A 19,711-nucleotide genomic window follows, 5' to 3' on the forward strand; every position below is an offset into this window, starting at 1 on the left:
CGGTAACTTTTTTTGTGATAATTTAACCATCAGCGGCAGTCCAAGACTTTATTTACTGAGTCTTAGACTGCCGCTATTTTTATTAATGAACAGTCCTGTACCATGTTATTCCCTATCAAACAATAGCCCGATAGAGTAGTTTCGGCTGTATTCACCAAGATGTAAGAAAGAGTTGATGCTTTCATGAACGTTTAAAGGCGAAAAGGTGACCGGAACCGATTCGCTTAAAATTAAAGATATAATAATTTAAAATAACTATCAGCTTTTATAAGGAGGCACTAACATAATGGGCATCGATACCGTGCTGTGGAGCAGACTGGTGACAGGCTTGACACTGGGGTTCCACGTTATTTTCGCAACAATTGGCGTTGGGGTTCCGCTGATGATCGCCATTGCTGAATTCATGGGCATACGCAAAAAAGACCCTCACTACACGCTGATGGCCAAGAGATGGGCACGCGGGTTTGTCATTTCTGTGGCCGTGGGCGTGGTGACAGGTACAGCGATTTCGCTGCAGCTGGCCTTAGTCTGGCCGAATTTCATGAAGCTGGCCGGCAACGTGATTGCGCTCCCGTTATTTATGGAAGTGTTTGCGTTCTTTTTTGAGGCGATCTTCCTGGGCATTTACCTCTATACCTGGGACCGGTTCAAAAAGCCGTATATCCACTGGCTTCTTACGATCCCGATTGTTGCCGGTGCCGGGATGTCTGCTGTTTTTATCACGACGGTAAACGGGTTCATGAATCAGCCCGAGGGCTTTGCCATGGCGGGTGGGCAATTCATAGCTGTCAATCCGGTGGAGGCGATGCTGAATACAGCGACGTTCTCCAAGGTGTTCCATGTCTTAAGCTCAGCCTATCTGACCGGAGCCGCAATGCTGGCAGGCATTGCCGCGTTTGCACTCCTCAAAAAGGGCGCCTCGGAATACCATAAAAAAGCGCTGAAGCTGATGATGGCCGTGGTGATGGTGTTTGGACTGCTGAACTCACTGGCTGGAGATGCGTCTGCAAAATTTTTGGCTGAGCATCAGCCGGAGAAGCTGGCAGCGGCAGAGTGGCATTTTGAAACGGAAAGCGGTGCAGATTTGATTCTGTTGGGGTGGCTTAACGCAGAGCATGAGGTTCTGGGCGCACTTCACATTCCCAAATTTCTCAGCTTCCTTGCCTTTGGCGATTTTAATGCAGAAGTGACAGGTCTGAATGAATTTCCTGCGGATGAGCAGCCACTGCTCCTGGTCCATTATTTGTTTGATCTGATGGTCGGTGTAGGGTTCGCACTACTAGGCATTTCATTCCTGTATTTCCTGTTTGTCTTCTGGAAAAAACGCAATGAGCATAACAAATGGCTGCTTCGCGCGATCGCGTTAGGCGCACCGCTTGCTTTTCTGGGAGTCGAGCTAGGCTGGTTTTACGCTGAAATCGGTCGGCAGCCCTGGATCTTAAGGGGATACATGCGTGTAGAAGAGGGGGCTACGACATCACCGAGCGTAAGAATCCTGTTTTTTGTTTTCTTGTTGCTGTACATCCTGTTAGGCACTGTATGTGTTCTTGTGCTGCGCCGCATGTTCAAGGACAATCCGGCAGAAACCGAGATGGAGAAGTGGCATCAGCCTCCCGGCGACAAATCAAAAGTAAAGGGTGAGCACGCAAAATGAGTTACGAACTGATTGGGATTTCAGTGCTCTGGCTGTTTTTATACGGATATTTAATAGTAGCCTCTATTGATTTTGGAGCCGGCTTCTTTGCCTTTTATGCCCGGCTGACCAAGCAGGATCATCTGATTAACCGATTGATCTCCCGCTACTTATCGCCTGTCTGGGAGATTACCAATGTCTTTTTCGTCTTTTTTTACATTGGACTTGTTGGATTCTTCCCGGATACCGCTTATTATTACGGCTCGGCGCTGCTAGTTCCGGGAAGCATTGCCGTTATACTCATCGCGATCCGCGGTTCGTTCTATGCGTTCGAGAATTACGGCTCCAAGAATAACATCGTATATCTGTTCCTGTACGGCGCTTCGGGCCTGCTGATTCCCGCATCCTTGTCAGTGGCGCTCACCCTGTCGGAAGGCGGCTTTATCTTTAAGCAGGGAGAGACCGTGTCTCTGGATTACTGGGCATTGTTCACCAACCCGTTATCCTGGAGCATTGTAGGCTTGGCGATTGTATCCGTACTGTTCATCAGCGCCTCCTTCTTGGCCTTCTATGCTTCCAGGGCTGAGGATCAGCCCGCGCTGAAGCTTATGCGCACCTATGCGCTGTTCTGGAGCACCCCGACCATTGTTATCGCACTGACGGCCTTTATTTATCTAGGACAGCACAATGAGCGGCATTTTCAAAATATGATGGATTTATGGTGGCTGCTTGCGCTGTCCGTTGCTTTCTTCATGCTTGCCATGTGGCTGCTGTACAGCGGACGCCGTTACGGCTTGGCGTTCATAAGCATCATGCTGCAATTTCTATGCGCCTTCTTCGCTTACGGAATCGGGCAGTATCCTTATATTCTGGACCCGTTCATTACGCTTGAGAACAGCATCACCTCACCGGCCATGGGCCTGGCGCTGGTTATCGTGTTCATCGGCGGCATGTGCTTGCTCATTCCTTCCCTGATTCTGGTGTTCAAGCTGTTCCTCTTTGACGCAGATTATGTGAAAGGAAAGAAGTAAATGGACAACAAAAAAAGCCTGATCGCTGAGCAAATGTCTGGGCAACGAAAACGGCTGGTTTTGCTGACCCTCCTGTCGCTCATGCTTGGCATTGCGATTGTAAGCCAGGCCGGGTTGTTGGCTGAAGCAGTCCAGCGGGTGTTCGTGGAGAAGGCTTCCTTATCTTCGGTTGCATTGCTGCTCGCTCTTCTGCTGTCAGTGATGGCTATCCGCACTTTGCTGTTATACGCAAACGGAAGGGTAGGCTTGTCTATGGCTGCCGAAGCAAAGGCAAATATGCGTTCAGCCGTGCTGCAGAAGCTTACCCATGCTTCCATGCCTTCAACGCTGCGGGGGCAGACGGGAGGAAAGGTCAGTGTGGCTCTTGATGCAGTGGACGAGGCTGACAGCTATTTCAGTCACTACATGCCGCGGATGGCCGAAGCAGCGATCATCCCGGTTCTGATTCTGGTGTTTACGTTTATCTTACATGCGAATACCGGCTTCATTCTGCTGTTTACGGCACCCTTCATCCCGCTGTTTATGATTCTGGTGGGACTGCAAACGAAGAACAAATCCGAAGAGAAATATGCACAGCTTGCAGAGTTCTCCGGTACGTTCCTGGATTCGCTTCAAGGGCTGGTGACGTTGAAAATATTTGGACAATCCCGCCGCCAGCAGCAGCAGATTGAGCGCAGCAGCCTGGGTTACCGTGACGCGACCATGGATATTTTGAAGGTTGCCTTTACGAATACTTTTATGCTGGAATCCATCGTCATGCTTAGCATCGGGATTGTTGCCCTTGAATTGGCTATTCAACTGCTCGTATTCAAATCGATGCCGTTCCACACGGCCTTTCTGGTTCTGCTGCTTGTTCCCGAGTTTTTTAACCTGCTCAAGAATACAGGCACTGCTTTTCACAGCGGGCGGACCAGTATGGGGGCGGTCCGTAAGGTGGAGCAAATGCTTGCGGAAATAGGCGGCGGCACACAGCCGGAAGAGGGCCAGCAGTCCTCAGCCAAGCTGCTCCGGATGCCGCCATCCATTGCGCTGGATGATGTACATTTCCATTATGCACCCGATTCATTTGAGCTTAAGGCCGGACCCGTCTCCATAGGACCGGGAGAGCATATTGCCATAGTCGGTAAAAGCGGCTCGGGCAAAACAACGTTGCTCCATCTCTTTGCCGGGCTTCTGAAGCCGGTATCAGGGACAGTGATGGTGAACGGAAGCCCGCTGACAGAGTGGGAGGAAGACTCATGGTTTGAGCAGGTCAGCTACATTACGCAGCACCCCTATATTTTTGCCGGCACATTCGCTGATAATATCGCCATCGGCGCCGGACGTACGGTCTCCAGGGATGAAATCAAGCAGGCCGCAGAGGAAGCGGGACTTTCAACGCTTGTTGCCGGGCTGGAGCAGGGTTTGGACACTTACGTCGGGGAAGGCGGCAGGGGACTGTCGGGAGGGGAAAAGCAGCGTCTTGCTTTAGCGCGGGCCTTTTTGAAACGTCCGGCTCTGATCCTGTTCGATGAGCCTACGGTGGGCCTCGACTTACAGACCGAACAAATCCTGCAAAGCTCCATAACCGCGCTGGCTCGAAATGCAACGATGATCACAGTCGCACACCGGTTATATACGATCCGGCAAGCGGATCACATTTTGTTTATGGACCATGGAGTATTGGCGGCGGCAGGACCTCACGAGGAGCTCCTTGAACATGTGCCTCAATATGCCGAGATGGTTGATATTCAGCGAAAAGGAGGGTCAGCATGAACGAGCTGGCGATTTTGTCCAAGGCCATGATAGCAGAGCGTAAGGATATTCTGCTTTCGATTCTGGGAGGGTTTATTGCCGGCGCAGCCGGTGTGGCCCTCTTCTCCGCAAGCGGGTATCTGATTTCACAGACGGTCTTTATGCCGCCGCTCTACACCCTTATCGTACTTACCGCGCTGGTCAAGCTGCTGGGTCTGCTCCGGGCGGCAAGCCGTTACGGGGAACGCCTGTATTCGCACAGAGCAACCTTTTCCATGCTTAGCCGTTTGCGCACAGGCTTTTTTGCCCGGCTGATCCCGTTAACGCCCGGTATATTGAACAAGAACCGCAGTGGAGATCTGCTTGCGCGGATTGTCGGCGATGTAGAGAGCCTGCAGAATTATTTTTTGCGTGTCGCTTATCCGCCGGTTATCGTCATCACGGTGTTTCTGGCAACTATGGTGTTCAGTGCTTCTTATTCATTCTGGATGGCCTGCTTGTTTATAACAGGAATGCTGCTGACCGCATTGGTTGTACCGGGAATCGTATTGCTGGGCCAGCGGTCAATACACGGCCGCGTCCGTAAGCAGCGGGCGCTGCTGTCAACGGAGGTAACCGAGGTGTTGTATGGCTTCCGCGATCTGAAGGTGTACGGGCAATTGCCCCAGCGGGAACAGCAGCTCCAGGCGGCTTCGGCAGCACTGACAGCAGAGCAGCAGCGTGCAGCAGGCCATCTGCTGCGCGGACAGGCAATGCATACTTTTGTAACCTTCTTTATTTCGTGGGGTGTACTGACGTTAGGTGCCTATCTAATTATGGAAGGTGCGCTGGCCGGAGTATTTCTAGCTATGCTTGTCATGGCCTCACAGACGGTGTTCGAAGAAGCTGCGGCCATGGCTACTTTACCTGCATATAAGCAAGACAGCGAGCACGCGGCCAAAAGGCTGACTGAAACCGTAATGCCTGCCGGTGACTTACCTGTGCAGCCGGGCCGCACTCTGGCGGCAGGAGATGCTGTTTCGGTGGAGCTGTCCGGCGTTACGTTCCAATATATCGATGAGTGGCGGCCCGCGCTGACAGAGGTGTCGCTGCAGCTCCCGGCAGGCTCCAGAACGGCCGTGGTCGGACCGAGCGGGTCCGGCAAATCAACCCTGATCGATTTGCTGCTCAAGCTGCGCACACCTGTATCCGGTGACATACTTCTAAACGGTGTTTCGGTACAAGAGCTGGATGAGACAGGCATTTGGGAAGCCTCTAATGTCGTATTACAGCAAAGTCATTTTTTCCGTGGAACGGTCCGAGACAACCTGCTGCTGAATGGAGAAGAACAGTCTGACGAAGTATTATTAGAAGCTCTCGCGAAAGCCCAACTGCAGGATGTGGCATTAACCGATGTTGTATTCGAAAAAGGAGAGAACCTGTCCGACGGCGAGAAGCAGCGTTTGGCTCTGGCCCGGGTCATGCTCCGCAAAGGGCGGTTATGGCTGCTGGATGAACCGACATCTTCGCTGGATTATGTAACGGAAGAGCGCGTGTTAACCCATCTCTACGAACAGTCCGCCGGAGATACTTTACTGCTCATTTGCCACCGGCTTACCGGCCTGGAAGGTATGGACAGGATTATCGTCATGGAGCAAGGCAGGGTCATCGAAACAGGTTCATATGCGGAGCTAATGGAACAAAAGGGCTACTTGTACCGTATGAAGCAAATTGAGCTGCAAATGATTGGAGAGCTGTAGGCAGAAGGTCTCTATCGCGAGGCGATTATTCATGAAATGATTCACAATGCGACCATCAATAGGGTTATGCTGCTCACCTCGAGGTGAGCTTTTTTTGGTGAAGAAAGTCACATTTTAATTTTGGGATATATGCTATTTTTATCTTGTAAAATGTAAATATTACCTCATATACTAATTCGCCCTACTTTATTCCTATTCATCCCCTTTAATGGTAATAGTTAATTTTAACCACTCTGAAGTCTACCAATCCCTTGTAAAATGCATGTTTATTCAAAAAAATACATATAGTTTAATGGAATTTTTTTGTTATTTACAGTTGTGAATGATAAGCATAGTAAAAGGAGCGAAAGGTATGAATAAGCAGACAGACAAGCTAGTGGCGATTGTGGGGATGGGCTGCAGATTCCCAGGGAGCGCAAATAATGTAGAACAGTTCTGGGATATCTTGAAGTCAGGCAAGGATACAATTACAGATATTCCCGAGGATAGATGGAGTATTGAAGAATATTATCATCCTAACAAACAGGTAAAAGGAAAAAGCCACGCCAGGCGCGGAGGATTTATCGATAAGTTTGATCAATTTGATGCAAAGTTCTTTGGGATTAATGCCCGGGAGGCAGATCAGATCGATCCGCAACAGAGACAAATGCTGGAGATTGTCTGGGAGGCGTTAGAAGACGCAGGAATTAAGCCCGGAAGTCTGAGCGGTTCCCGCACCGGTGTATTTATCGGCGGATTTACTCTCGATTATAAAATCCTGCAATTTGCTGACGCTGCACAAATTGGAACCCATGCTGCAGTAGGAAGCATGATGACGATGTTATCGAATAGAATCTCGTACATATACAATTTAATGGGTCCCTCTCTATCCATAGACACAGCCTGCTCGTCCTCCGTGGTTTCTGTTCATGAGGCCTGCAAAAGTCTGCACAACGGTGAATGCGAGCTGGCCTTGGCAGGCGGCATGGAACTGATCTATGCCCCGGAGTATTTCATAGCTGAATCCAAAGGCGGATTCTTATCGGTGGACGGAAGCTGCAAGACCTTCGACGCTGCTGCGAACGGTTATGTCAGGGGAGAAGGGGGCGGAATCCTTGTCCTTAAAAGTCTGGAAAAAGCGCTCGAAGACGGCGACTATATATATGCCGTGATCAGAGAGAGCCTTGTGAACCAGGACGGAAAAACGAATGGCATTACGGTTCCTAACGGCGAATCCCAAAAGATGCTGCTGCAGGATGTATATGCAAGAGCAGGGATTGCCTCCGACCAAGTTCAGTATGTTGAATTGCATGGAACAGGAACAGCACTGGGTGATCCCATTGAAGTCAATGCGGTCGGTGAGTTCTTTGGAGAGCACAGAACCGAGGATAACAGATGCATCATGGCCTCGGTCAAACCTAACATTGGGCATTTGGAGGCAGCCTCCGGCGTAGCATCGGTAATCAAGGCGGCGTGCATTCTTGATCGCAGACAGATTGTACCGCATATCGGGATGAAAGAGCTTAATCCTGAGCTTGATCTGGACAAGCTGAGGCTAAGAATTCCTTTAACCAATGAGAGCTGGCCGCAGGATGGCAAAGACGCCATCGTCGGTGTCAATTCGTTCGGGTTTGGTGGAACCAATGCGCACGTGATTTTACAGGGAATAACGAGTGACAGAAAGTACGATGGAACAGTCAACGAAGAACTGCCTCAAGTATTAACCATCTCCGCAAAAACAGAGCAATCCTTAAAGGCTCTTGCCGAACAATACACTCAATTTTTGAATCAAACCGCCGAAAGCTTACCGGATATTTGTTATTCCGCACTTACCAAACGTGAGAAATTACCGAAATCCCTTGTGTTATTCGGAGGGAATACACAGGAGATCATTCAGGGTCTGACAGATTATCAGCAGGATACTTTACCGCAGAATGTGGTTGTGGGGAATGAGGGCAAAGACAAGAGACTGGTGTTTATTTTTACCGGCATGGGTCCTCAATGGTACGCGATGGGACGCGAGCTCTATCATGTGAATACGGTATTCCGCAATACGGTCGAGAAGTGCCACGCTGAGTTCTCCCGATACTTGTCCTGGTCATTGATGGATGAATTCCTGATTAATGAGGAACAATCCAGCATGCAGTTCACCGAAGTCTCCCAGCCGTTGAATTTTACGGTGCAGGTGGCCTTGGTTGAGATGTGGAAGAGCATGGGGGTCGTCCCGGATCTGATTATCGGACACAGTGTGGGTGAAGTGGCAGGATTGTATGCTGCCGGTGTCTACAGTTTTGAAGATGCGGTCCGTATTTCGTATTACCGCAGTATGCTCCAGCAGCGGCTGACGGGTAAAGGCGGGATGCTTGCGGTTGCTTTGAATGAAGCGCAGGCCACAGAGCTGATTGCTGACAATAACGACAAAGTATCCATTGCGGCAATCAACAGCAATACAAGCTTAACCCTGTCCGGAGATATGGGCTGCCTTACAGAGATCAGCAGCAAGCTTGAAGCTGACGGCGTGTTTAACAAGTTCTTAAGAGTAACGGTACCTTATCATAGCGTGTTTATGAACGAGATTAAGTCGGAGCTGCTGGAAGCCCTGCGCGATATTCATCCGCAACAAACCAAAATCAGAACGTATACCACCGGAAATGGCCAGCTGGCGGAAGGGCCGGAGCTGGATAATGAATACTGGTGGCTGAATGTATCCGGTTCCGTGTACTTTGCCAAGGCCATGGAACAGATTTTGGAGGAAGGCTATACCTGTTTTGTTGAGGTTGGCCCTCATCCGGTACTGGCGAATTCAGTAAGTGAGCTTGCGAGTGAGATGGATATAGAAGTCCTGATTTCGCCCTCCCTCCGCAGAAATGATCCGGAAATACCAAGAATGCTTAGAACCTTGTCTGAGCTATTCTGTGCAGGCTATGAAATTGACTGGTCCCGGATCTACAGAGGAACCTTTAAGTATGTGAAGCTGCCGCATTATCAATGGGAGCATGAGAGGTTCTGGAAAGAATCCAAAGAGCATATGAAGAGACGCCTTGGACAGAAAGAGCATCCTTTTATCGGATACCGCAAGAACAGCGTGGTTCCTGTATGGGAAGCGGAAATCAATGATTATATTATGCCGTTCGTCTCAGACCATTGTGTAAATGGCAGTGTACTGCTGGCCGGGGCCCATTTCATTGAAGCCGCGTTCCAAATGCTCCGTGATTACAGCAAATTAAGCATTGATGAGGTGTATGGTTTATATCATATCCACTTTAAAAGAGCGTTGTTCCTTGATGAGAACAATGCCGGCCACATGTCTATTAACTATGATTCGCAGCATGGTGTGGTGAAGATCGGAAGCCTGGCAGATGGCGATGTATCCAGAGCTACCGAGAATTTCCGCGGGGAATTTGTCAGAAAACAGACCTTGCGAGTCAACCGGACAGCCGATCTGGAGGCTCTTAAGCACAGTGCCAAGGAAATTCTGAATCAGGCGGAATGCTACGGGCTGCTGGAGAAAATGAATTTCACCTACGGCCCTATGTTCCAGGGGCTTAAGAAGGTATGGATTAATCATAATGAAGTGCTGGCTGAGATCTGCATGCTGGAGGAGTTAGGCATCCAGGACATGGATAATATCCTGCATCCGGCTATTCTTGATGCTGCCTTTCAGTCGCTGCTCGTTAATCAATTTGATGAGCTGAGAGATCACGGACAAGTTGATATTAAGCTGCCGGATACGGTGGATTCTGTAGTCGTATACGGTAACACATTCGGTCCATTGCGGGTCCGTTCTATAGTGAAGGAATCCAATAAGGAGTTCATTGCCGGGGATATTGAAATCTATGATGAGCAAGGAAACATTGTTGTCATGGTAGACAACTTTGTTGCCAGATCAGTAGAAAAAAGTCCGGAAGATGCCGTGCTTAGCGAGAAGAATCTGAAAGAATGGTTCTATGCCATAGACTGGAAGGCTCAGGAGATAGAGAACGATGAACAGCTGATCACGGCTCGTAATTCGTATACGAACTGGGTTGTGCTGTGTGATGCTTCCGGCATGGGTGACAGGATTGCCGAGAACTTAAGCGGCAGAGGCTATAACTGCAAACGGTTCTACGCGGATTATCAGAATTCCGGCAACCAGGATGCAGGCAGTGTTATTGTCAGCAATAATCAAGAGGATTATATCAAGCTGATTCAGCACATGGATCAAGAGCAGGAATACGGCATTATCCACCTGTGGGGTCTGGACATTACAAGTCATGATCAGATGGATACGGATGCTATTGAGGCTTCCAAGCAGAAGGCTGTCAACAGTATCCGCCATGTTATGAATACTTTGAATGAGCACTCCGTGAAATATCGTACTTGGGCAGTTACCCAAGGGGCCGTCAGTGTTGACGGCAAAGAGTCAGTTGATGTCCTGCAGGGAGCGGCTATCGGTATGTGCAGAGTAATCAGCCACTCCGAGTGCATTGGAAGCTGGGGAGCGAGTATAGATATCGATCATCACCCCGCCTCTGTCGAACTTTTGATCAATGATCTGGAGAACTATACACGTGAAGATCAACTGGCGTATAGAAACGGTATCCGTTATGTTGCCAGACTGGAGCATATCTACGATCTGGACGGGAACATCCCGGTAACTATGGCGGACAATAAGATTTATCTGGTCACGGGTGCAATGGGCTCACTCGGGCAAATCACTGTGAATTGGATGTACGAGAAGGGAGCCAGACATTTTGTATTGGTGGGCCGTACCCCGTTCCCTGGTAAAAAAGAAAGAAAAGGGATGGCTTCATCCCATAAGCTGTACAGCCAGGTGCAATTTATCAATGAGCTTGAACGGAAAGGCTGTACCGTTGAAGTAGCCGCGCTGGACATCGCGGATGAAGCAGCAGTCAGGGAGCTTACGCATAGATTGATTCACGAAGAAACCATGCCGATCGGCGGTGTGGTCCATATTGCCGGTGTAGTCAAAGACAAATTAATGATGCAAATGGAGCAACATGAGTTCGATGAGGTCTATGACACCAAAGTTAAAGGCGCATGGTTATTGAATAAATATCTTGAAGAAGTTGAACTGGACTTTTTCATCATGTACTCTTCCACAGGATCGGTCGTTACGGCGGTTGGACAAGTGAATTATGCCGCAGCGAATTCCTTTATGGATTCACTGGCCTGCTACCGCCGCAGTAAAGGCAAATCCGCCTTGAGTCTGGGCTGGGGACCATGGGGTGTAGGGATGGTTAAAGAAAAGAATTTGATTGATCATTATAAATATCAAAGAGGCATGAACCCGATCTACGCGGTCAATGGCATGCAGGCGCTGGAAAGAGTGTTCGGACAACAGCTATGCCATGCGGTAATCGGTGAAGCGGACTGGCCGCTTGCGCTTAATAATTATCCGGGCAAGCCTGCATTGTACAATCACCTCGCCGTGCAAAACGAAGATACTGCTGGGGACATGCAGGAGACCGACTTGTTCAGCATTCTGGCCAAAGCCTCCGGCATGGAAGAAAAATGTGCGGTTATCATGGATTTCTTCGCTGAGATCATCGCTGAGACCATTCATGCCAAGAAGGAAGCAATTGTTCTTGATGAGCCGATCAGTTCGGTTGGAGTGGACTCCATTATAGCTGCAGAGATCAGAAATAAAATAAATAAGAAATGCAGTATTAACATTTCCATTGTTGACCTTCTGGGCGGAATCAGTATTGCTGACCTGGCCGGGAAGCACTTCAATGACATCAACGACCTGATTATTGAAGACGAATCCGAAGCAGACCTGGAGGCTTTATTGAACCAGTTAGAGAATCTGACAGAAGAAGAGGCTGCGCTTCTACTATCTAAATAAAAACAGAAAGGAGGATACAGAAGCATGGAAATATCCGCCCAGAATGATGATCTTAGAGACCTCGATATTGCTATTATCGGGATGGACTGCCAGGTTCCGGGAGCAGATAATGTAATGCAGTATTGGGAGAATCTGTGCAACGGGACGGAGTCGCTTACCTTCTTCACCGATGAGGAGCTTCGGGCAGCAGGGATACCGGAAGAACTGCTCACCAATCCGGAGTACAGAAAGTGCGGCTTCAAAATAAATGATATTGAGCAATTTGATGCGGCGTTCTTTGGCTTCACGCCCAGGGAAGCAGCCCTGATGGACCCGCAGCAAAGAATTCTGCTTGAGAGCTCATGGCGGCTGATGGAAAGTGCCGGGTACCAATCGGACCAGTATGCAGGGAAGGTTGGCGTATTTGTCGGGACGGGAACCAGCAAGTATTTATTGAAGAATATTATGTCCAGTATGGATCTGGATTCCACTCCCGAGATCAGACAAATATGGATTGGAAACGATGTTCATTATGCTTCGACCATGATTTCCTACAAGCTGAATCTGAAGGGACCGAGCGTGAACGTGCAGACTGCATGTTCCACTTCCCTGACCGCCGTAGTTTTGGGCTGTCAGGCTCTGCTGAATTATCAGTGCGATATGGCCATTGCCGGAGGGAGCTCCCTGTCGCTTCCTCAGGATAGCGGTTATCTCTACATCAAAGGAGAGGTTCTTGCGGAAGACGGACATTGCCGGCCGTTTGATAAAGATTGCAGCGGTTCCTTAAGCGGCAGTGGAGTAGGAACCGTGCTGCTGAAAAGATTAGAAGATGCTGTAAACGACCGGGATCATATCAGCGCTGTCATTAAGGGAGCCGCCTTTAACAATGACGGTTCGGCAAAGATTGGTTATTCGGCACCAAGCATTGAAGGTGAACGCAATGCGATCAAGAGCGCCCAGATACTAAGCGAGATAGATGAAGAAACGATTACTTATATTGAGACTCATGGAACAGCGACTCCCATGGGGGACCCCATAGAGGTACAAGCACTTACAGAAGCTTTCTCAGAAGCCACGGACAAGCGGAATTTCTGCGCCCTGGGTGCAGTGAAAGCCAATATTGGACATCTGGATTCTGCAGCAGGTACGGCCGGGTTAATCAAAACCAGTCTGATGCTGCAGAAGCAGAAGCTTGTGCCCTGCATTAATTATAAAGAAACGAATCCCAACATTGATTTGAAGAACTCCCCTTTCTATGTAAATACCCGTCTCAGTGACTGGAACCCGGATTGCCGGGTAAGAAGAGCAGGCGTCAGCTCGTTTGGCATTGGCGGTACCAATGTTCATGTAGTCTTGGAAGAAGCGATCGACACCCGCAAAGTCGAGAGCCATGAGCAATTCCAATTGCTGCTGCTGTCCGCAAAGACAAAGACCGCCTATGAAGAGGTGGCCGGACAACTGCTGGACTTTGTGCAAAATAATGAAGACATTGATTACCGGAATATCCTGTATACGATGAATATCGGAAGAAAGAGACTGCCCTATCGAGGCGGTCTGGTCTGTAACAGCAGAGAAGATCTGATTCATAAATTGGGCGGCAGCCTTCCTGCGGTGAAATCTCCGAATGAGAACGAAAAGGAAATTGTGTTCCTGTTCCCGGGACAAGGCGTGCAGTATGTGAATATGACAAAACAACTGTACGATACGAAGCCTATATTCCGGCATGAGCTGGATAAGTGCTTCGAGATCCTTCAGAAGCAGTGTAACTATGATTTAAGACAGCTTGTCTTTGCAGATCAAGCGGATGCTAGGGGTGAGGAGACGCTCACAGAAACCCGGAATACGCAGGTTGCTCTATTTGCCGTTGAGTACTGCTTGGCCAAGACTTTGATGCATTGGGGAATCACTCCCAAAGCTCTGCTGGGGCATAGTGTCGGAGAGTACGTGGCTGCTTGTCTGGCCGGGGTGTTCTCACTCGAGGATGGGCTTAGATTAATGGTCATGCGGGGCCGGATCATCCAAAGTCTGCCGGCGGGCGAAATGCTGTATGTGAATATGAATGAGCAGGAAGCGCAGGCCTATATTAGCGGGAAGGTCTCACTGGCCTTGATTAATTCTGAGAACCGGGTGGTATTGGCCGGGGATAGCGCAGCGCTGCAGGAAGTGGTCGAACAGATTACAGAGCATCGAGAGTACAGAATTCTTCACACCTCCCATGCTTTTCATTCCTATATGATGCAGGGTGCAGTTGAGGAGATGCTGAAGGTGCTCCAGACGGTGATGTTCAACAAGCCGATGATCCCGATCATGTCCAATGTCACGGGAGAGTGGCTGAAGCCGGAAGAGGCGATGAGTGCTGACTATTGGATACAGCATATGCTGGGCACCGTCAGATTTAAAGATGCTTCACTTCATTTGGCACAGAATAATTATAAATACTTCATCGAAGTGGGTCCGGGAAAAACTCTCTCTGTTTTTATGCAGGATAATTTGAAAGACTACGCGGAGTGCCTATTGTTCCAAACGGTCCGCGGCGTTAAGAATACGATGAATGATAATAAATTTCTGGCGGAGTTCGTAAAGAAGGCCTGGATCAGCGGACTAACCATTGATTTTGCAAAATATTACGAAGATGAAGTCTTATTCAGAACCCCTTTGCCGACATATCCTTTTGAAAGGAAAAGACATTGGATTGAAGCTGGCAAGCAGAAGGCTTATGAAGCGGCTGGAAGCAACGACTGGGATAGGGAGCTTTCAGCAGACAGTGCTGTAGAAGCGGACACGATAGAGTATAACCGGCCGGATTTATCGGTGGAATATGAACAGCCTGACAATGCGATTGAAGAGAGTATAGTGGAAATCCTCCAGGATATTATGGGGATTACGCCGATTGGAATCAACGATAACTTCTTTGAGCTTGGCGGACATTCTCTGATGATCACACAAGTCGTCCTGAGAATAAAGGAACTCTATGGGATTGAATTGCAGTTGAAACTGTTTATCGAAGCACCGACTGTCAAGAATGTAGCTGACCTTGTATTGGAAGAGTTGTCAGAAAGCCTCGATTTGGATGCAGTCTAAATATGGACAGATAAAGGTGTGGAGAGATGCAGAACAACGAAAGCGGAAGTGTGAAAAACAGAGTGAATGCCTTATCGGACGCCAAGAGACTGCTGCTGGAGAGTCTCTTGGAGGAACAAAGAAAAAAGAAAAGGCAGATCATCCTGCAAGACAAAGGGCTGCATAGGGTCATCAAGAGAGTACCGGAGTTGACCGTGTTGCCTTCCAACTATATGCAAAAGAAAATTTGGTATGTCGAACAACTCTTCATTGATTCGATTACGTATAACGTTTCGGGTTATGTGAAATTCCATGGAAAACTACAGGTGGAGCTTTTGCACAAGGCCTTCAGAACGGTGGTTAAGCAGCAGGAGGTGCTGCGTTCCAAATTCAAGGGAGGACAAGGACAGCTTGAGGTTGAGCTCAGCGAAGATAGCGAAGAGCCGGTCTTCAAAAGGTATGATTGCTCCCAGGCGGGGATGGAAATATCGCCTGATGATATCAGGCAAAGGATGTACACAGAAGGAATACAGCCGTTCCGGTTAGCTGAGGGCAAGCTTATTCGCCTGATCTGTTACAAGCTTAGTGAGACCCAATGGATTGGACAAATTGTTTGGCATCATATTGTATCTGACGGCTATTCAAGCGGCATTTTTATTAGAGAATTGCTTCAACTGTATGAAGCCTATGCAGGCGCAAGCATGGCACCTGTACAGGAACCCGCTGTGCAATATTATGATTATGTCATCCACATGAATGACCGGATTGCCAAAGGCGAGTTCGATCATCAGCTTAAGTTCTGGAGGGAGCATTTGTCGGACAGCAGCATGAGCTGTATGCTTCCAACGGATTACACGGCCGGTCATGGGCTTACCTATCATGGCGAACGGGTAGCTTTTTCAATCCGCAAGGAGCTGAAAATCAAACTGGAAGCTACCGCAAAAAAACACGGGGTTACACTGTTTGTATTGTTAATGAGCGCACTCAAAATCATGCTGCATAAGTATGTACACCAAAACGATATTATTGTCGGGGTCCCGGTTACCGGCAGAAATGAAGAGGAATGCCAGAGCATCATCGGATGCTTCCTGAACATGCTGCCGATCCGCAGTAATATTGGTGAAGAGCAACAATTATTCGATTATATCCAGGCCGAGAATGCCCAGGTGATGCAGGCCTTGAAGCATCAGGATTTGCCGTTTGATTTCATAGTAGAGGATTTGGCAGTAGAAAGAGATTTGCTGTCCACCCCTATCTATCAGGTGGTGTTCAGTTATGAGACCAATGCGCTAAAGAATAGTACAACAAAGGATTTCTACATAGAGTTCGAAGAACTGGATTTAAAAACGGCCAAGGTTGATCTGGCGCTGGAAGTCAATGATGAAAAGGATGGCTTAAGCGCCTGGTTTGAGTATAAATCAGATAAATTCTCCCGGGAGCGGATTACAAAAATCAAAGACTATTATCTGAATATTCTGCAATTCATTGCTGAATATGAAAATCAGCCTATTAAAAATATTGAAATGATCTCGGAAGAAGAAAAGGCTGAGATACTCTACTCTTTTAACGAAAAGGTTACGGACTATAAGCCACAGACCATCAAGCAGTTATTCGAGACCCAGGCGGCGCTCCGGGAAGAGGCAGTAGCCGTAGTATGCTGTAATGAGAGGATTACCTATAAAGAACTGAATAACCGCAGCAATCAACTGGCGCATCATCTGCGGAAATACGGTGTGGGCTGCGAGAGTCTGGTTGCCATTATGCTGGATAAATCTATTGAGGCCATCATTGCCATACTGGGGGTAACCAAGGCTGGCGGAGCTTATATGCCGGTGGATTTGACTTATCCCCGGGAGCGGATGGAGTATATTTTGGAAGACAGCCAAGTCCGGTATATGATAACTTCCGGCATCCAGCTGGATTATGCAGGCATTGAGCAGATTTTAATTGGTGACAAGAATATAGAGACCGAGTCCACCGACAATCTTACGGACCACAGTAATCCGGATAATCTTGCTTATGTAATCTATACCTCGGGAACTACAGGTCAGCCCAAAGGCGTTATGGTGGAACACAGCGGCATGGTTAACTTGAGAGATTATTTTTGGAATAAATACAAAGTGACCGCGGATGATACGATCCTGCAATTTGCCAATCTTGTTTTTGATGCCTCTGTCTGGGAAATGATTATGGGAATTCTCACCGGTGCAAAACTATGCATCATTACCAAAGAAGTTGCGCTGGATGTGAATCTGCTGGAACAGGAGCTGAAAAGGCATAACGTAACTGTTGCCACCTTGCCTCCGCCGTACTGGAATGTGATATCGGATAGGCCTATCGGAATCCGGTTGTTGATCACAGCGGGATCAGCATCAAGCGTCAATCTGGTGGAGAATTTGGCTGAGCCGATTGAATATTTCAATGCGTATGGACCTACCGAGACTACGGTCTGTGCGGCAGACTGGCAATACGAAAGGACTGCACCAATTCCGAATAGAATTCCGATTGGCAAGCCGATTTCCAATATGCAAATCTATATTATGAATTATACTTCCTTATGTGGAAAAGGGATTATTGGAGAGTTATGTATAGCAGGTGCAGGCATTGCCCGGGGGTATCTGAATAAGCCGGAGCTGACAGCGGAGAAATTCATAGATAATCCCTATGGTCCCGGTAAATTGTACCGGACGGGGGATTACGCAAGCTGGCTGGACGACGGAAATATTGCTTTTACCGGAAGAATAGATAATCAGGTCAAGATCAGGGGACACCGCATCGAGATCGGAGAGATTGAGAATAAGCTATCTTCTCATAACAGAGTGAATGAGGCGGTTGTTGTCCCGGAGATTGACCACAAGAGCAATCTTTATCTGGCAGCTTATTTAGTTGTGGATGCAGCAGTGACTTTGACAGAAATCAGAAGCTTTTTGAACGATAGATTACCTTCGTATATGATTCCAGCAGCATTTTATACACTTGAGGCCATTCCGCTCAATACGAACGGCAAGCCGGACAACAGCAGATTGGCGTCCTTAGGTCAGCCTATGGAAGCGGAGAACGAATTCGCCGAACCGTCCACAGAGATTGAAAGAACGCTGGAACGAATCTGGTGTGAGCTCTTAGGGGCTGAGCGGATTAGTATCCGCGATCATTTCTTCGAAATTGGCGGAGACTCGATTATCAGCATGCAGGTTATTGCTAAGGCGGCAGAGGCAGGAATTAAGCTCGAATTAAAGTCTTTTTACGATGATAAATGTATTGAACAAATGGCATTAAAGGCTACGGCAGTTGAACATATCCATTGTGATCAGGGAGAGGTTACAGGCTCGTACCTGTTGACACCTATCCAGCAATGGTTCTTCACCAATAATTTCCCGGAAAATAACCATTGGAATCAGTCTATAAGCTTTGAATTGAAGGGAACGGCAGATGCCGGGCGATTGAATGAAGCATTGAATGAAGTGTGCCGGCAGCATGATTTGTTAAGAACCCGTGTACTTCCCTGCAAGGCTCCAAGATATGCGGATATTCTGCCGTTTGCTTATACCGAACGCTTGAAGACAGTAGAGATCCCAGCTCATGATGACTACGAACAAAGGATGCAGCAGGAATTGACGGCTTTTCAGCAATCTCTCAATTTGCAATCTGGAGAAGTATTTAAAGGGCTGCTTATTGTGTCCGATACGTGGTCAAGCAGCAGACTGGTATTGACGGCACATCATCTGGTATGCGACGCGGTGTCTTTCAGGTTCATCGCTCAGGACTTATTGAACAGCTATCAGGCCTTAATTGACAAGCGGGAAATTAGACTTCCGCAGAAAACCTCATCCTTTATAAGATGGAGCAACGCAGTAGAAGCCTATGCCGGCAGCCATGAAGCAGTTAGCAAAAAAAACGAGTGGACAAAAGAAATTGCGGCTCATTCAAGAAATACCAAAAAAGGCCGGTCCAGCGTAGACAATCTGGAAGGAGATGCAGAGCATTGCCTGTTCTCCTTATCGGAAGAAGATACCGCCAAGCTAATGACTGAAGTGCCTAAGAATTACAGCATTCAGCCTATTGAGGTCATGATTGCCGCCCTGGAAACGATGCTGCATGAAAGGGATGGAGCAGACCACAGCATATATCTGGAAAGTCACGGAAGAGATATGCTTGCCGATCAGGTGGATCTCTCAAGAACGGTAGGCTGGTTTACCAACCTGTACCCTTTGTACTTCTCCGCAGATGATATTTCAACTACTGGAGCTACGTTGAAAAAAGTGAAAGACAGATTAGCTGCCGTGCAGAAGCGTAAGTTCGAGTTCTTGCTTAGTGATTGCCCCCGTGAAGCTATGGATATTGTTTTTAATTACATGGGGCATTTGGATAACAAAACCTCCGAGCATGAACACTTCCGGCTGATTACCGGGGAACCGCTATATACCAGGGGAGTGAAGAATACAAGGGTCAGTCTGCTTGAAGTCAACGGATATGTACTGCAAGACCGCTTAACATTCGAATGGGGATATAACCCGAATATCCATTCCGGGGAGAACATAGTGCAGCAGGCAAATGCTTTCATGGATACGCTTAGGGGGATGATCAGCTATTGTATTGAATCTGAGGATGATGGAGTTTCCGCTGCAGATTTTGACGATGTGGATATGGAAGATTTAGATTTCATCTTGGCAAAGTTCAATTAAGGTCACTCAGGGACAAGAAAGAGGAG

Annotated in this window: 7 protein-coding genes; all 7 read left to right on the forward strand. The window is 48.2% G+C overall.

Annotated features, from left to right (window positions below; all coding sequences use genetic code 11):
• The first annotated feature begins 286 nt into the window (after window positions 1-286).
• The 7 genes from NST43_RS09920 (at window position 287) to NST43_RS09950 (ending at window position 19,685) form a co-directional block, all read left to right on the forward strand.
• On the forward strand, window positions 287-1,654 hold the full coding sequence (locus NST43_RS09920) for a cytochrome ubiquinol oxidase subunit I (RefSeq protein ID WP_339224120.1): 1,368 nt from the start codon (window positions 287-289) through the stop codon (window positions 1,652-1,654).
• Window positions 1,651-2,664: a cytochrome d ubiquinol oxidase subunit II gene (locus NST43_RS09925; RefSeq protein ID WP_076073513.1), complete on the forward strand. Its 1,014-nt coding sequence runs from the start codon at window positions 1,651-1,653 to the stop codon at window positions 2,662-2,664. Before NST43_RS09920 ends, NST43_RS09925 begins: the two co-directional genes overlap by 4 nt.
• On the forward strand, window positions 2,665-4,419 hold the full coding sequence (cydD, locus tag NST43_RS09930; RefSeq protein ID WP_339224121.1) for a thiol reductant ABC exporter subunit CydD: 1,755 nt from the start codon (window positions 2,665-2,667) through the stop codon (window positions 4,417-4,419). It begins immediately after the preceding gene.
• Window positions 4,416-6,137: a thiol reductant ABC exporter subunit CydC gene (gene cydC, locus NST43_RS09935; RefSeq protein ID WP_209992475.1), complete on the forward strand. Its 1,722-nt coding sequence runs from the start codon at window positions 4,416-4,418 to the stop codon at window positions 6,135-6,137. Before cydD ends, cydC begins: the two co-directional genes overlap by 4 nt.
• 352 nt (window positions 6,138-6,489) lie before the next feature.
• Window positions 6,490-11,964, forward strand: a complete 5,475-nt coding sequence (locus NST43_RS09940) for a type I polyketide synthase (protein ID WP_339224123.1) — start codon at window positions 6,490-6,492, stop codon at window positions 11,962-11,964.
• Window positions 11,965-11,988: 24 nt separating this feature from the next.
• Window positions 11,989-15,024, forward strand: coding sequence for a beta-ketoacyl synthase N-terminal-like domain-containing protein (locus NST43_RS09945; RefSeq protein WP_339224124.1), 3,036 nt, complete (start codon window positions 11,989-11,991; stop codon window positions 15,022-15,024).
• A gap of 26 nt (window positions 15,025-15,050) precedes the next feature.
• Window positions 15,051-19,685, forward strand: coding sequence for an amino acid adenylation domain-containing protein (locus tag NST43_RS09950; RefSeq protein ID WP_339224125.1), 4,635 nt, complete (start codon window positions 15,051-15,053; stop codon window positions 19,683-19,685).
• The last annotated feature ends 26 nt before the right edge of the window (window positions 19,686-19,711 follow it).

It is taken from the genome of Paenibacillus sp. FSL H8-0332 (assembly GCF_037963835.1).
Lineage (GTDB): Bacteria > Bacillota > Bacilli > Paenibacillales > Paenibacillaceae > Paenibacillus_AQ > Paenibacillus_AQ rhizoplanae.

Excerpts from the sequence above, each read along its gene's own strand:
- NST43_RS09920 (WP_339224120.1), top strand. The coding sequence starts at position 287 with ATGGGCATCGATACCGTGCTGTGGAGCAGACTGGTGACAGGCTTGACA.
- NST43_RS09925 (WP_076073513.1), top strand. The coding sequence starts at position 1,651 with ATGAGTTACGAACTGATTGGGATTTCAGTGCTCTGGCTGTTTTTATAC.
- cydD (WP_339224121.1), top strand. The coding sequence starts at position 2,665 with ATGGACAACAAAAAAAGCCTGATCGCTGAGCAAATGTCTGGGCAACGA.
- cydC (WP_209992475.1), top strand. The coding sequence starts at position 4,416 with ATGAACGAGCTGGCGATTTTGTCCAAGGCCATGATAGCAGAGCGTAAG.
- NST43_RS09940 (WP_339224123.1), top strand. The coding sequence starts at position 6,490 with ATGAATAAGCAGACAGACAAGCTAGTGGCGATTGTGGGGATGGGCTGC.
- NST43_RS09945 (WP_339224124.1), top strand. The coding sequence starts at position 11,989 with ATGGAAATATCCGCCCAGAATGATGATCTTAGAGACCTCGATATTGCT.
- NST43_RS09950 (WP_339224125.1), top strand. The coding sequence starts at position 15,051 with ATGCAGAACAACGAAAGCGGAAGTGTGAAAAACAGAGTGAATGCCTTA.